Origin of the sequence: Cobetia sp. Dlab-2-AX (assembly GCF_024124625.1) — a bacterium.
In the GTDB taxonomy this organism is placed as follows: domain Bacteria; phylum Pseudomonadota; class Gammaproteobacteria; order Pseudomonadales; family Halomonadaceae; genus Cobetia.
Window position 1 is genome coordinate 1 of record NZ_JAMXRV010000014.1, and the last position, 15305, is coordinate 15305.

Consider the following 15305-nt stretch of genomic DNA (forward strand, 5'->3'; position numbering starts at 1 on the left):
ACGAATTACCTGATCAAATTTTTAAAGAGCGTCGCTGTGAAGCGAGGAGGCATATTCTACCCGGAACGCTTGAGAAGTCAAGCACTTGATGATGAGTCAGTCGACTGCCTCTAAGCATCATCAAGCGATGAGGAGCGTTGCTCGATCACCTGTTCCACAAGGAGTGCGGCGCATTCTAGCGAATCGCCCGGGATTGTCAATCGATGATATCGAAGCGGACTTCAAAAACATCAAGCAAATCAATCACCTGCAAACCTCTTTCACCGCTGGCAACGCCATGCGCCCCCGGCAGCGGATGCGTACTATACGCACGAACCGGCGTGAGGGCAAGGGCTTTTTGGCCAGATATCGCTGGCAATTCAAACAAACTCATGCAGGCACTGCGTGCTCCAGCATCAACTGCAGTGACTCTCTCCCCCGCCAGCGATTGCGCGACAGCTTGTAAGCACACTTCAGAGAGGCCCCGACGCCGAATGCCGGCGACTCCCCCGGCGACAGCGCACGAAACCAGATCGCCTTGAGGCGTGTACGCCCGAGCGAGAGCTCCAATGACAGGTGCGTGCCATCAGCACCTACCGGCCTGAGGCTCTCGACCAGGAAGCTGCCCTCGAAGAGAGGCGCCTCGAACTCACGCCCGAAGGGCGCCAGGCGCTCGAGCTCATCCAACGTCTCCAGACTCAACTGCCCTTCCACCAGTTCACCATCGCTGAGAATCAAGGGATTGAGCGCCCTCTCCCCCAACTGCTCCGCGGCTGCCTGTTGCAGGGCACGAGTGAAGGCATCCTTTTCCGTCAGCGGCAAGCCCACGCCGGCGGCGCCGCGATGCCCACCGAAACGCGGCAGGCACTGCGGCGCGAGATCGTGTGCACGCTGCAGCGCATCCCGCAGGTGCAATCCTTCGATGGAGCGTCCGGAGCCCGTCAACATGCCGGGCACCGCGGCTGGTGTCAGCACGACGGTCGGTCGTCCGAACTGCTGCACGATACGCGAAGCGACAATACCCTGCACCCCGGGATGCCCCTCCTCCAGGTGGACCACGATCACCTGATGCCCTTCTCGCAAGGAGGTGAGCGCCAGGGCACGCGCCGACTCCACCATCTCGGCCTCGATCGCCTTGCGTGACTGGTTGTCCTGGTCGAGCACTTCCAGTGCACGCTGCGCTGCACCATCTTCCCGCGCCAACATGAAATGCAGCGCGGCGTACGGGTCATCCAGACGCGAGCGGGCATTGATACGCGGCCCCATCTGGAAGGCCAGCGTCTCGGCATTGAAGGGCACGCTATCCGCCCCGAGCCGCTCTGCCATCGCGCGCCAGCAGGGTTCCTGCATGCGGTTGATCAGCGTGAGGCCCAGATTGACGACCGCACGATTGATCGCACTGCCCCCCAGTGACACACAGTCCGCCACCGTCCCCAGCGCCACATACGACAGCCACGGCGACAACTTGGGGGCATCGCTCGACAACCTGCCCTGTTCGATCAAGACGTTACGGGTCAGTGACATGGTCAGCCAGGCGACCATGCAGCCGGCAATGGTCGCGTCGGGATAGGCGCAGTCATCGCGTGTCGGATTGATGGTCGCGTAGGCGGAAGCCGGCGGCCCTTCCTGAGGCAACGCATGGTGATCCGTCACCACGACATCTATCCCCGCCTCCTTGAGCAACGCCAGACGCGCCTCATCACTGGAGCCGCAGTCCGCGGTCACGATCAATGACGGGCGCGGCGACAGCGTCATGATGCGCTCGACCAGCGGCAGACTGATCCCATAACCATCATGGATGCGATGGCCGATCAGACTGTGCACGCGGTCGTAAGGCACGTCGAACAATTCGGTCAGGGAGCGCAGCATCACCACATGCGAGGTGATGCCGTCCACATCATAGTCGGTGAGGATGCCGATATGCTCACCCTCGGCGACGGCGCGCGCGATGCGCTCTGCCGCGCGCCGGCCATCGGCCAGCTGTTCGGGATGCTCGATATGCCGGAGCGCCGGCGTGACCAGCGCCTCCAGGGGCGCCTTGCAGTTCTCCGGCGTCAGACGCCCTGCCAGCACACGTGCCTGCAATTCGCTGAGCCCGGTCGCGATGCCCTGTTGATAGAGACGCTCGTCACGCACGCGCGGCTGAATGACCCGCGCAATGCTGGCCGCGAGCATGCGCTCGTCCGGACCGCTCATGGAGTCTTGCGAGAATGGGGGCGACACGGGGGAAGTGACAGACATGAGGAACTCCTGACAAACGACATGGCCGTCATCTCGGCAGCGGACTGCAGACATGACGGCCATGAAAAGATGACTGCCGATCACCCCGAGCGGGCCAACCGGCAGTTGTTGCAATCACCCGCGGCGATTCTCGCGCACGAAGGCCTGCACTGCCGCCAACTCCGCCGGCAGTACGCTGTAACGCTCCTCGCGCTCCAACAGGTCATGCAGATGCGGCGGCAGATCGACGCCAGCAAAGCCGGCACGCGCCACGGCTTCGGCAAACTTGGCCGGATGCGCCGTCGCCAGCGTGATCATCGGCGTCGCGCTATCGGTGCGGCAGACCTCAGCCGCACGATAACCGGTTGCCGTATGCGGATCGAGAATCTCGCCGGTGCGATGGTGCGCCTCACGGATAACCTCGAGGATCGTCTCGTCATCGACACTGTGACTGGAGAACAGCTCACGCAGCTTCGCCAGCGGGGCATCCGCCAGTGCTGCCGGTTCCCGCGAGAAGTGCTCGAGCAGCTCACGGATCGCCTGACCATCGCGGTCATACGCCTCGAACAGCAGACGCTCGAAGTTGGAGGACACCACGATATCCATCGACGGCGCCAGCGTCGCCTTCAGCTCCTGACGCGAGAAGTCATTGGAGGAGATGGTGCGATGCAGGATGTCGTTGGCGTTGGTGGCGATCACCAGCTGGCGCACCGGCAACCCCATGCGCGAGGCCAGATAGCCGGCAAAGATGTTGCCGAAGTTGGCCGACGGCACCGTGAAGCTGACCTGACGCGCCGGAGCGCCCAGTGCCACACCGGCGGCCACATAGTAGACGGTCTGAGCCATGATACGCGCCCAGTTGATCGAGTTGACCGCGACCAGACGCGTGCCGTTCAGGAAGTCCTGATCGGCGAAGCTGGCTTTCACCATCGCCTGGGCATCATCGAAGTTGCCTTCAATGGCGATGTTGAAGACGTTGGGCGCCAGCACGGAGGTCATCTGGCGGCGCTGCACTTCGGAGACACGGTTGTGCGGATGCAGAATGAAGATATCCACATGATCGCAGGCACGACAGCCTTCGATGGCGGCGGAGCCGGTATCACCGGAGGTCGCGCCCATGATCACCGCACGCTCGCCGCGCTTGGCAAGGAAGTGATCCAGCAGGCGCCCCAGCAGCTGCAGCGCGACATCCTTGAAGGCCAGCGTCGGGCCGTGGAACAGCTCCAGCAGGTAATGGTTGCTGTCGAGCTGATTGAGCGGCACGACGGCATCGTGACTGAAGGTCGCGTAGGTCTCGCGCACGATGTCACGGAAGGTCTCGTCATCGATGGCGCCATCGACGAAGGGCTTCATGACACGGAAGGCGATTTCCGCGTAGGACTCACCGGCCATCGCCGTCAGCTCTTCGGCGCTGAACTGCGGCAGGGTTTCCGGCACGTACAGGCCGCCATCGCTGGCAAGCCCCGTGAGGACCACATCTTCAAAACCGAGCACCGGCGCCTGGCCGCGCGTGGAGATATAACGCATGTCGTGTCTTCCCGTGGCTCTTGCCACCGTTATGATTCTTGCTCTTCCGGCCTGAGCCGGCTGCCCAGCAGGGCGGTGCCATCAGCGTCGAAAGCCCCGCCCCGTTTGCCCGCGATCAGGCGTTGTCGTCGAGATCCTCGACACGAATGCGCACCACGGAACCGGCGACATCCACCAGCGCTTCCAGCTGACGAATCGCTTCGTTCATGTGCAGTTCTCGCGCACGGTGCGTGAGCAGAATGATCGGCACCAGCTCTCCTTCGGTGGCTTCCTTCTGGATGATCGCTTCGATGGAGATGCCCTGCTCGGAGAGAATCGACGCAACACGCGCCAACACGCCCGGGCGGTCCACTGCGTGCAGACGCAGATAACAGGCCGTCTCTATCTCTTCCATCGGTAGTATCGGCAGGGTGTCGCCGTGCTGATTGATCTCGGCGAAGGCCAGATACGGCACGCGGTAGCGGTGGTCGGTGGCGATATCGCGCGCCACGTCGAGCAGATCCGCGACCACGGCAGAGGCCGTCGGCTCGGCGCCGGCGCCGGCGCCGTAGTAAAGAGTCGGACCGACAGCGTCGCCCATCACCTCGATGGCATTCTTGACGCCATGCACGTTGGCCAGCAGACGCTCCTTGGGAATCAGCGTCGGATGCACGCGCAGCTCGAGGCCCTTGGCCGTGGCGCGGGTGATGCCCAGATGCTTGATGATGTAGCCCAGGTTATCGGCCTGCTCGATGTCCTCGGCGGTGATGCGCGAGATGCCTTCGGTGTAGGCCTTGTCGAACTGCAGCGGCACGCCGAAGGCGATCGAGGCCAGGATGGTCAGCTTGTGAGCGGCATCGATGCCTTCGACATCGAAGGTCGGATCGGCTTCGGCATAGCCCAGCGCCTGAGCCTCGGCCAGCACGTCCTCGAAGCTGCGACCTTCATCACGCATAGCGCTGAGGATGAAGTTGCCGGTGCCGTTGATGATGCCGGCCAGCCACTGGATGCGGTTGGCACCCAGACCTTCACGCAGCGACTTGATGACGGGAATGCCACCGGCCACTGCGGCTTCGAAGGCCACCATCACGCCCTTCTCGGCCGCGGCACGGAAGATCTCGTTGCCGTGGACGGCGATCAGCGCCTTGTTGGCGGTCACGACATGCTTGCCGTTGGCGATGGCTTCCATCACCAGCTGATAGGCGACATCGTAGCCGCCGATCAGCTCGACCAGCACGTCGATCTCGGGATTGCGCGCGACCTCGAAGATGTCGTGCGTGCGGCTGACGCCGGTGATATCGCAGTCAGGATTGTCGCGTCGTGCGCCGACCTGTTCGACGATGATCGGGCGTCCAGCACGACGCGCAATCTCATCGGCATTGCGAATCAGCACGTTATAAGTGCCGCCGCCTACGGTCCCTAGACCACAGATTCCTACTTTCACCGGTTTCAACGTCGCTTTCCTCTCTTGTTACGGTATCCAGCCTTGAGGGCCGCGCCACTGTCAGCGACGGCCTTGCCGATCTCACGTCGGTCTATTATCCAGACATCCTGCACGTACGTCTGTCGTGACCACGGTAGCAAGGCAGGACGCCCTGTCAACGCGCAGCCTTGTCGCCTGTGGTTCAGGTGATTCGTGTGGCTCAGTCATCGATCCCCAGCATGGTGGCAAGACGCTCCACCGGCAGGTAGCCCGGCACCATCTGGCCATCCGGCATCACGATGGCCGGGGTACCCTGCACCCCCATGCGTGTGCCCAGCTGATACTGGCTTTGCACCGGCGCATCGCAGCTGGCCGCCTGCTTGGGCACTTCGCCTTCATTCTTGATCTGGTTCATCGCCTCGGTGGGGTTGTCCGCACACCACACCTGCGCCAGTTCACGCGCACCCTGCGAGCGCATGCCACCGCGCGGGAAGGCCAGATAGCGCACTTCGATGCCACGCGCATTGAGCTCCGGCACTTCCTGGTGCAGCTTGCGGCAATACGGGCAGGTGGTATCGGTGAAGACATTGATCACCGCCTTGACCTCACCCGCCGGGGGGAAGATGACCATATCATCTTCACTGACCTCGGCCAGCAGCTTGAGACGCTCGCCATTGGCCTTCTGCTCGCTGAGATTGACCAGCCCCTTGTCGCCATCATTGCGGTACATCTCACCCACGATCAGATGCTTGCCGGCGATATCGGTAAAGAAGCTCTCGCCACTGGTCAGGCGCACCTCATAGAGGCCGTCGATGGGGCTTGAGGCCAGTGATTCGACCGGCAGCGGCTGGCCATTGACGACGAGCTTGTCACGCAGATCATCCAGCGCATCAGCCTGGGCCAATGGCGCCACCAGCGACAGCATGGCGCCGGCGCTCAAGAGGCGGATCGCACGAGACAGGGCCTGCGGACGACGGAAAGACTTGCTCATCAAACACTCCTTGGCGTCCGCGCGCAGAGGGAAGGACACTCAGCCACGCGGATGATGTTCGGCATGCAGACGCTCCAGACGCGCCTGGGCCACATGGGTATAGATCTGGGTCGTGGAAAGATCACGATGTCCCAGCAACAGCTGCACGACGCGCAGATTGGCACCGTGATTGAGCAGGTGCGTGGCGAAGGCATGGCGCAGCGTATGCGGTGACAGAGGCTTGCTGATGGCCGCAGTCACGGCGTGACGCCGGATGCGATGCCAGAAAGTCTGTCGCGTCATGGCCTTGTCGTGTCGGCCGGGAAACAGTGCCGGACGCGTCTGGTCGGCCATCATCGCAGGTCGGCCAACGGACAGCCAGCGTGACAACCAGTCACAGGCCTCCTCGCCCAGCGGCACCAGCCGCTCACGATCGCCCTTGCCGCTGACACGCACGACGCCCTGGCGCAGATTGAGCGCATCGACACTCAGGTTGACCAGCTCGCTGATGCGCAGGCCCGCTCCATAGAGCACTTCGAGCATGGTGCGGTCGCGCAGCCCGATGGGCGTCTCGAGATCCGGCGCCTCCAGCAGGCGCTCGACCTCCTCCTCATCCAGCGTGCCCGGCAGGCTGGGAATCACGCGCGGCAGGCGCACCTCATGCAGCGGGTCCGCCTCGATCATGCCTTCGGCCAGCGCCCAGCGATAGAAGCGCCGCAATGCCGACAGCAGACGCGCCGTGGAGCGCAGCGCATGCGACTCACGTCGCGAGTCACAGAAGGCCTGCACCTGCTGCGGTGCCACGCTCAGCAAGGGCACCGTGTCAGCGCCCGTCTCCGCCTGATCGGCCAACCAGCGCCGCCAGGCCGTGAGATCACTGCGATAGGCGCCGAGCGTATTGTCACTGGCACCCCGCTCTAGCCACAACGTATCGAGAAATGCCTCGACCAACGCATCGTCGTCCATCATTCCCGCTTCCCCGTCCTGAATGACGCGCCATCCGCGCTCGCCTTGGCCGTCATGTACCGCGGCACCTGGCCTGCGTGAGCCTCGATTCTACCGTGATGCCCTGACGATGAAATGAACCCGCTGCAAGTCACACCGGATTTCTCTGGCGCACACACACGAAGACCCCGCCATGCATCGCATGGCGGGGTCTTCGTTTGACGGAGAAGCAAGTGGCAATTCGCTCCCCCGCAGTACTGCCGAGTTCTGCAGTCAGGGAATGCGGAGCGCTTAGCCCAGCTTTTCCTTGATGCGTGCAGACTTGCCGCTACGCTCACGGAGGTAGTACAGCTTGGCCTGACGGACGTCACCACGACGCTTGACGTCGATAGTGGCAACCTGCGGGCTGTAAGTCTGGAAGGTACGCTCGACGCCCACACCGTGGGAGACCTTGCGGACGGTGAAGGCGGAGTTCAGACCGCGGTTACGCTTGCCGATCACCACGCCTTCGAAGGCCTGCAGACGCTCGCGAGTACCTTCGACAACCTTGACCTGGACGACGATGGTGTCGCCCGGTGCAAAGGCCGGGACTTCCTTGGCCATCTGCTCGTTTTCGATCGCCTGGATCAGTTTATTCTTGCTGCTCATCGCTAGCTCCAAATTCGTTAGCATCAATCCCGAGATTGATGTTCGTCATGACCCCGGCACCGCAAACGGCCTTGAACACGGGGATCGACCTTGTGTGTGACGCGCCACGGAACTCCCGCAAGATGACTCCGGGCCGTGCCGCACCTCCGCCACGGTGGCGGCCTTCTCCTGACAGCAAACCTTCGGTTCGCAGCGGTCAGGCCTTGCCTTTCCGGGCGTGCTGCGCGATGAACTCGTCGAGCAGCTTGCGCTCCTCACGAGTCAACGTGCGACTCTCCAGCAAATCCGGACGCCTGAGCCAGGTACGTCCCAGAGACTGCTGCAACCGCCAGCGCTTGATCAGGGCATGATTGCCACTGAGCAGAACATCCGGCACCCGCTTGCCGTCGATGACTTCAGGGCGGGTATAGTGCGGACAATCGAGCAGGCCATCGGTGAAGGAATCCTCCTCCGCGCTGGCTTCATGCCCGAGTACGCCCGGCACCAGGCGCGCTACCGTATCGATCAGGACCATGGCCGGCAGTTCCCCGCCAGACAGGACGTAATCGCCGATCGACCACTCCTCATCGATCTCCTCTTCCACCACGCGTTCGTCAATGCCTTCATAGCGTCCGGCCACCACGATCAGGCGCTCATTCGTCGCCAGTTCGCGGGCACCGGCCTGATCCAGCTTGCGGCCTTGCGGGGAAAGATAGATCACGCGGGCGTCGTCACCACCAGCGGCGCGGGCGTCACGAATGGCGCCTCGCAGGGTCTCGACCTTCATCAACATGCCGGGACCACCGCCGTAGGGACGATCATCGACCGTACGGTGCCTGTCGGTGGCGTAGTCGCGAGGATTCCAGAAATCGACCTCGAGCAGACCCTTGTCGACCGCTCGGCCGGTCACGCCACTGGCGGTAATCGCCGTGAACATTTCCGGAAACAGACTCACTACACCAATCCACACAGGCGTCAGCTCTCTGTGCTTAACATCAGAATTCGGGATCCCAGTCGACGCTCATGCGCCCATTGGTGAGATCCACATCGCGAACCACCTGATCGGGAAGGTACGGCACGAGCCGTTCCTTCTCATCGATGCTGTCGTCGTTCGGCTTTATCACCAGAACGTCGTTTGCACCGGTTTCCATCAGGGTGCTCACTTTCCCGAGGCGCTGGCCATCCAGCGTTACCACCTCGAGACCTTCCAGTTGATGCCAATAGTACTCACCGGCTTCCAGCTGCGGCAGGTGCTGCTTGGGCAGGAGAATCTCCGCCCCGGCCAGCTCCTGTGCGGCTTCGCGACTGTCGATACCTTCGAGCTGTGCCACCAGGCCCTTGCCATGGCGACGTGCCTGAGCGAGGCGGGCGGAAATCTGCTTCCCGTCCAGCTTCAGCATCCAGCCAGCGTAATCGAAGATGCCGTCAATCGGGCTGGTATAGGAATACACCTTGAGCCAGCCTTTGACGCCATAGGGGCTGGTAAGCTTCCCCATTACCACCACATCATCGTCATGCGATGACGCTGCGGTCGGCTGCGGATTGTTCGGTGGAGTAGGCATCCTGGAATCAAGCCTGCTGCTTGCCAGCTTCCTTGATCAGCTGAGCGACACGGTCAGAGACCTGTGCGCCCTGCTGCTGCCAGTGAGCGATGCGCTCGAGATCGACGCGCAGACGCTCTTCCTGGCCGCGAGCGACCGGGTTGAAGAAGCCGACGCGCTCGATGAAGCGGCCATCACGGGCTGTGCGGGAGTCAGCTACAGCCAGGTGGTAGAAGGGACGCTTCTTGGCGCCACCACGTGCCAGACGAATGGTAACCATTGCGTAATCTGTCCTTCGTGTTGAAGTGAAAATCGTGCCACAGAACTCGTCTTCGCGTGGAGGGTCCACACGAAGAGGCGATATTCTACGGAAATTGGCAAGCCTTGGAAACCTTTTTCCAAGGCCATACACACGCTCCGCGACACGGGACGTGCCACGGAGCGCAATTCCTGGTGTCAGCACCCTTGTCTCATCAGCGCTGCATCGGGCCTCGGGTCAGCAATCAGCGACGCGGGAAGCGTCCGCCGCCCATGCCGCCGGGGCCGCCCATGCCACCCATACCGCCGGGGCCACCCATGCCACCCATACCGCCGGGGCCGCCAGGACCACCGCCACCGCCCATCATGCCGGACATGCCACGCATCATCTTCTGCATGCCACCTTTCTTGCCGGCCTTCTTCATCATCTTGGCCATCTGCTTGTGCTGCTTGAGCAGACGGTTGAGGTCCGGCACCTGCGTACCGGAACCCATGCAGATGCGGCGCTTGCGCGACCCATTGATGAGGTCCGGGTTGCGGCGCTCCTTGGGCGTCATGGAGTTGATCATCGCCTCCAGCTTGCCCAGCTCCTTCTCGCTGGCCTGGCTCTGGGCGACTTCCGCCAGCTGCCCCATGCCCGGCAGCTTGGACATCAGGCTACCCATGCCACCCATGTTCTTGAGCTGCTGCAGCTGATCACGGAAGTCCTCGAGATCGAAGCCTTGGCCTTTCTTGACCTTGCTGGCCAGCTGCTCGGCCTTGCTCTTGTCGACGGTGCGCTCGGCTTCCTCGATCAGCGACAGCATGTCGCCCATGCCGAGGATGCGCGAGGCGATACGGTCCGGGTGGAAGGGCTCGAGGGCGTCGATCTTCTCCCCCATGCCCATGAACTTGATCGGCTTGCCGGTGATGTGACGCACGGACAGGGCCGCACCGCCACGCGCATCACCGTCGGCCTTGGTCAGCACGACACCGGTCAGCGGCAAGGCTTCGTGGAAGGCCTTGGCGGTGTTGGCGGCATCCTGACCGGTCATCGCATCGACGACGAACAGCGTCTCGTCGGGATTGACACTGCGGTGCAGGGCGGCGATCTCGTCCATCATGTCGGCATCGACATGCAGACGACCGGCGGTATCGACCAGCACCACGTCGTGGAACTGGATACGCGCGTGCTTCATCGCCGCCTCGGCGATGGCCACCGGCTGCTGGGAGGAGTCGGAGGGGAAGAAATCGACCCCGACTTCCTTGGCCAGCGTTTCCAGCTGGTCGATGGCGGCCGGACGATAGACGTCCGCCGAGACCACCAGCACTTTCTTCTTCTCGCGCTCGCGCAGGTAGCGTGCCAGCTTGGCGACGGTGGTCGTCTTGCCCGCACCCTGCAGGCCTGCCATCAGAATGACGGCCGGACTGCCCTTGAGCGTCAGGCCTTCATTGGCTTCGCCCATGATCGCTTCCAGCTCCTGCTGGACGATCTTGACGAACTGCTGGCCCGGCGACAGGCTCTTGGACACTTCCTGACCGACGGCACGTTCGCGCACTCGCTCGATGAAGGCCTTGACCACCGGCAGCGCGACATCGGCTTCAAGCAACGCCTTGCGCACTTCGCGCAGGGTGTCCTTGATATTGTCTTCCGTCAGCTTGGCCTGGCCGGTAATCGACTTCAGCGTATGCGACAGGCGATCACTCAAACTTTGAAACATGGGCCTCTCCGGCTAGGGACGTCTGGGGACCGCGCTGCGGGGACGAGGGCGTAAGCCACCTCGTGACCGGCGCACGGCATGACGCCCCAGCGCGTGAATGGTTATCCTGTCGCGCATTATACGCACAGGGCGGCCGCGTCTCCATGCATGCAAGGCTTGCAAGTCGCCATCCTGGCAATGACATGCCTGCAGGAGACGGTGCCGACAATCGTCATGCAATGCGGAGTCTGTCGCCGCGCAGGCCTCACCGCCCGTGAGAGCACGCGCCGGGGCACCGCGAGTGGATGCAATCCCGGCGGCGCATTCGGTATAGTCTCTGCAGATAGACAGCGTCTCATGCGAGGCCTGATCTCCCGCTTCCCTCCGGCACCTGGACAACAGCACATGCAGGCTCTGCCTTTTGCCTTTCTGGCCATCATCTTCTATCTCGGCGCCGGCCTCTGGCAGGGCCTCACCCTGACACGCCGCGTTCCAGAACGCACGCGACTGGTGCGCAGTCTGGCGCTGGTCGCCATCGCCTGCCATGCCGTCATCGTCTGGGTCACGCTCAACCACGGTGGTGCGCTGCACCTCGGACTGTTCGAGAGCGCTTCGCTGGTCAGCTGGGCCATCTGCCTGCTGCTGGTGACCGCCAGCCTGTTCAAGCCGGTGATCGCCGGGGGCGCGGCGCTGTTCCCGGTCGCCGCCGCCTGCGTGCTCGGCGTGATGAACCTGCCGAGCGCCACCACCGAGAACCCGCTCTCCCCCGGCCTGGTCGCCCACATCTTCACCTCGGTGGCGGCGTTGGCCTTCTTCAGCATCGCGGCCATGCAGGCCGGGCTGCTGTCACTGCAACAGCATGCGCTCAAGAAGCGACATACCCGCGGCATCGTCCAGGTGCTGCCAGCACTGACCAGCATGGAGCGTGCGCTGTTCGAGCTGATCTGGGCCGGCATGATCCTGCTCAGCGTATCGATCATCAGCGGCACCATCTATCTGGACAACATGTTCGCCCAGCATCTGGCTCACAAGACGGTGCTCAGCCTCGGCGCCTGGATCATCTTCGCCGTGCTGCTGTTCGGGCATCACGTGCTGGGCTGGCGCGGCCAGCGTGCCGCACGCTGGACACTGGGCGGCTGCCTGGTACTGGCGCTGGCCTTCTTCGGCACCAAGTTCGTGCTGCAAGTGGTATTTTCCCACTAAGCCCTGCCACCCCGACAGAGATCGCTCGCTGCGCCTGATGCATTGCAGCGAGCGTGTCAGTATCATGCGCCTAAATCCGCCACCGAGGACCCTTCACTCTTGAGCGACGACACCCCGTTGGGGCTGCTGTTCGGCCTACTGGTCATCCTGATCATCCTGTCTGCTTTCTTCTCGAGTTCCGAGACCGGCATGATGTCGATCAACCGCTACCGTCTCAGTCACCGTGCCAAGGGCGGTGAGCGCGGCGCCAAGCGTGTTACCCGCCTGCTTTCCCGTCCGGACCGCCTGATCGGCGTCATCCTGATCGGCAACAACTTCGTCAACAACCTTGCCGCCTCGCTGGCGACCATCATCGCGATCCATTATTTCGGTGATGTCTCAGGCCCGGCCGTCTCGACCGCCGTGCTGACCATCGTGGTGCTGATCTTTGCCGAAGTGACGCCCAAGACCATGGCCGCCGTGAACCCGGAGCGCATCGCCTATCCGGCCTCGCTGGTGCTGGAACCGTTGCTCAAGCTGCTCTACCCGCTGGTCTGGCTGGTCAATGGCATCTCCAATGGCCTGCTGCGCCTGTTCGGCGTGCGCGATGTCAGCGGCGGCGCCGACAGCCTGACCCGTGACGAGCTGCGCACCGTGGTCCACGAAGCCGGCAGCATGATCCCGCGTCGCCACCAGGGCATGCTGCTGTCGATTCTCGATCTCGAGAACGTCACTGTCGATGACATCATGGTGCCGCGTCAGGAGATCTTCGGCATCGACCTGGACGATGACCTCGACATCATCCTCAGCCATATCCGCGCCAGTCAGCACACGCGGGTGCCGGTCTACAAGGGCGACATCAACAACATCATCGGCATCCTGCACCTGCGCAACGCGGCGCGCTTCCTGTCGCTGGACGAGGTCACCAAGGCCTCCATCATCCAGGAAGCCCGCGAGCCCTACTTCATCCCGGAATCCACGCCGCTGCATACCCAGCTGCTCAACTTCCAGAAGCAGAAGCGCCGCATCGGCATCGTGGTCGACGAGTATGGCGATGTGCAGGGGCTGGCGACATTGGAGGACATCCTCGAGGAGATCGTCGGCGAGTTCACCACCGATGTCGCCGGTACGCATCAGGAGATCCACCCGCAGGACAACGGCAGCTACGTGATCGAAGGCACCGCCAACATCCGCGAGATCAACAAGGCCATCGGCTGGCAGCTGCCGACTGACGGTCCCAAGACGCTCAACGGCCTGATTCTGGAACACCTGGAATCCTTCCCGGATGCCCCGGCCAGTCTCGCCATCGGCACCACGCGCATCGAGATCCAGCAGGTGAAGGACAACCAGATCACTTCGGCACGCTGCTGGCAGGCGGCCCGCACCACACGCACCTGATGCCCTCATTGCCCCTCGGCATCACGACGTGATGCCAAAAAAGAGCCCGCCACCCGGCGGGCTCTTCACGTTCCAGCTCGCTGCAATGCCGTGTTGCATGCCGTGAAGCGGCCAATGGCGAAGACACGCGTTATCCTCTGCCTGCGCCGCGACGAACACGGTGACATCCGGCCTGTTGACTCACGATCACCGCCACTGAATCCGCCGACCGTCTTTCCGCCACGCCCACCACCTGCACAAAGGGCCGACATGACCTCTGCCTCCCCTTCGACGATTGCACTGCAGCACCACCCCGCCCGCTTCACGCTGATGCTGGCGTTGATGGTCGCCCTCGCCCCTCTGGCCATCGACGCCTATCTGCCTGCCATGCCGTCCATGGCAGGCGACTTCGGCGTGGACGAGCACCGTATCGGCCTGACCATCACCATGTTCTTCTTCGGCTACGCGATGGGGCAGCTGGGCGGCGGTCCGCTGTCCGACAGCCTGGGGCGTCGTCCGGTGGCCCTGAGCGGCTTCGTGCTGTTCCTCGTCGCCGGCCTGGGCTGCGCACTGACTCGCGACTTCCACTGGCTGCTGATCTGGCGAGTGCTGCAGGGCATCGCCACCGGCATGACAGGCGGCGTCTCACGTACCGTGGTGAGGGATGTCGCGACCGGCAAGGACGCCGCTCGCCTGATGACCAACGTCACCATGGTGTTGATGACCGCGCCGTTGATCGCCCCGTCTCTCGGGGCCCTGGTGATCTCGCTGAGCCACTGGACGACGATCTTCTTCGCGCTGGGAGTCTACGGACTGCTGGTCGGCCTGATCATCCACCGCTGGCTGCCGGAAACCCACCCAGCCAGCGAACGCACGCCCTTCAAGCCCCGCAATGTGCTGCGTAGCTATCGTGACATCCTCTCCACGTGTGGCGTGCCCGGCCATCTGATGCTGATCCTGTGCGGCCCCGGCATCATGTTCACCTTCATCACCAATGCCAGCTATCTGTATCAGGGGCTGCTCGGGATGACACCGCCGCAGTTCGCGCTGGCTTTCGGTGCCAACGTGGTGGCGATGTTCGTCGGCAATCGTCTCAATCATGTCGGCCTCAAGCACTTGCGCATGCGCACCCTGGTCAAGCTGGCCCTGGGTGTCCAGCTGACAGGCATCTGCTGGCTGCTGGGACTGGGCCTGAACAGCATGATCAGCGCCGCCACCATGATTCCCGGCATGCTGGTGGTACTTGGCGCAGGCGCCATGATCACCCCAAACGTGATGGCTGACTACCAGTCGCTGTTCGCCCGCGGTCACGGTGTCGCCAATGCCATCTCGGGCACCACGCTCTTCCTGGGCGGCGGGCTCTATGGTGCCATTGCCAGCCTGTGGCTGAACGGCACTGACATGCTGCCGGTGCCCCTGGTGATGCTGACAGCCTGCCTGATCGGCAGCATCGGCTTCTGGATCACACGCCATACCGCCCCGTCCAATCAGCCCAGTGCCCGCAGTGGCGCCACCACGTCTGCTTGAGTAAGCCCACCGGCCGCCCTGGATGAGGCACACGCAAAAAGACGCCGCCCGTGAGATCACGGGCGGCGTCT

14 protein-coding genes are annotated in these 15305 nt (G+C 63.1%); 3 read left to right on the plus strand and 11 right to left on the minus strand.

The annotated features are described in order from the left end of the window. Positions 1-196: 196 nt before the first annotated feature. From NH396_RS16350 to ffh, 11 genes are all read right to left on the minus strand, one after another. Complete coding sequence (locus NH396_RS16350; RefSeq protein ID WP_253064962.1) at positions 197-373, minus strand: hypothetical protein; 177 nt, start codon at positions 371-373, stop codon at positions 197-199. Further along, positions 370-2175 carry a DHHA1 domain-containing protein gene (locus NH396_RS16355; RefSeq protein ID WP_253064977.1) on the minus strand — a complete coding sequence of 602 codons (1806 nt, stop codon included), beginning with the start codon at positions 2173-2175 and terminating at the stop codon, positions 370-372. Before NH396_RS16355 ends, NH396_RS16350 begins: the two co-directional genes overlap by 4 nt. 159 nt (positions 2176-2334) lie before the next feature. After that, positions 2335-3726: a threonine synthase gene (thrC, locus tag NH396_RS16360; protein ID WP_176678093.1), complete on the minus strand. Its 1392-nt coding sequence runs from the start codon at positions 3724-3726 to the stop codon at positions 2335-2337. 115 nt (positions 3727-3841) lie between these two features. Further along, complete coding sequence (locus tag NH396_RS16365) at positions 3842-5158, minus strand: homoserine dehydrogenase (protein ID WP_166017814.1); 1317 nt, start codon at positions 5156-5158, stop codon at positions 3842-3844. A gap of 190 nt (positions 5159-5348) precedes the next feature. Then, complete coding sequence (locus tag NH396_RS16370; RefSeq protein ID WP_176678094.1) at positions 5349-6119, minus strand: DsbC family protein; 771 nt, start codon at positions 6117-6119, stop codon at positions 5349-5351. 39 nt (positions 6120-6158) lie between these two features. Then, positions 6159-7064 carry a site-specific tyrosine recombinase XerD gene (xerD, locus tag NH396_RS16375; protein WP_176678496.1) on the minus strand — a complete coding sequence of 302 codons (906 nt, stop codon included), beginning with the start codon at positions 7062-7064 and terminating at the stop codon, positions 6159-6161. 270 nt (positions 7065-7334) lie between these two features. Continuing rightward, positions 7335-7691 carry a 50S ribosomal protein L19 gene (gene rplS / locus NH396_RS16380; RefSeq protein WP_176678095.1) on the minus strand — a complete coding sequence of 119 codons (357 nt, stop codon included), beginning with the start codon at positions 7689-7691 and terminating at the stop codon, positions 7335-7337. Positions 7692-7887: 196 nt separating this feature from the next. Next, on the minus strand, positions 7888-8640 hold the full coding sequence (gene trmD / locus NH396_RS16385; protein ID WP_175090722.1) for a tRNA (guanosine(37)-N1)-methyltransferase TrmD: 753 nt from the start codon (positions 8638-8640) through the stop codon (positions 7888-7890). A 25-nt stretch (positions 8641-8665) separates the two neighbouring features. Then, the gene (gene rimM, locus NH396_RS16390) at positions 8666-9232 is read right to left on the minus strand and encodes a ribosome maturation factor RimM (protein ID WP_253064963.1); all 567 of its coding nucleotides are present in this window, start codon (positions 9230-9232) and stop codon (positions 8666-8668) included. A 7-nt stretch (positions 9233-9239) separates the two neighbouring features. Further along, on the minus strand, positions 9240-9491 hold the full coding sequence (gene rpsP / locus NH396_RS16395) for a 30S ribosomal protein S16 (RefSeq protein WP_175090724.1): 252 nt from the start codon (positions 9489-9491) through the stop codon (positions 9240-9242). Positions 9492-9714: 223 nt separating this feature from the next. Continuing rightward, positions 9715-11169, minus strand: a complete 1455-nt coding sequence (gene ffh, locus NH396_RS16400) for a signal recognition particle protein (RefSeq protein WP_253064964.1) — start codon at positions 11167-11169, stop codon at positions 9715-9717. Positions 11170-11553: 384 nt separating this feature from the next. On the opposite strand from ffh, the gene ccsA reads away from it, so the two are divergent. The 3 genes from ccsA to NH396_RS16415 all read left to right on the plus strand — a co-directional run bounded on the left by ccsA (position 11554) and on the right by NH396_RS16415 (position 15234). After that, positions 11554-12351, plus strand: coding sequence for a cytochrome c biogenesis protein CcsA (ccsA, locus tag NH396_RS16405; RefSeq protein ID WP_253064965.1), 798 nt, complete (start codon positions 11554-11556; stop codon positions 12349-12351). A 99-nt stretch (positions 12352-12450) separates the two neighbouring features. Continuing rightward, positions 12451-13728: an HlyC/CorC family transporter gene (locus NH396_RS16410; protein WP_176678098.1), complete on the plus strand. Its 1278-nt coding sequence runs from the start codon at positions 12451-12453 to the stop codon at positions 13726-13728. Between the two features lie 249 nt (positions 13729-13977). Then, positions 13978-15234: a multidrug effflux MFS transporter gene (locus tag NH396_RS16415; protein ID WP_253064967.1), complete on the plus strand. Its 1257-nt coding sequence runs from the start codon at positions 13978-13980 to the stop codon at positions 15232-15234. The last annotated feature ends 71 nt before the right edge of the window (positions 15235-15305 follow it).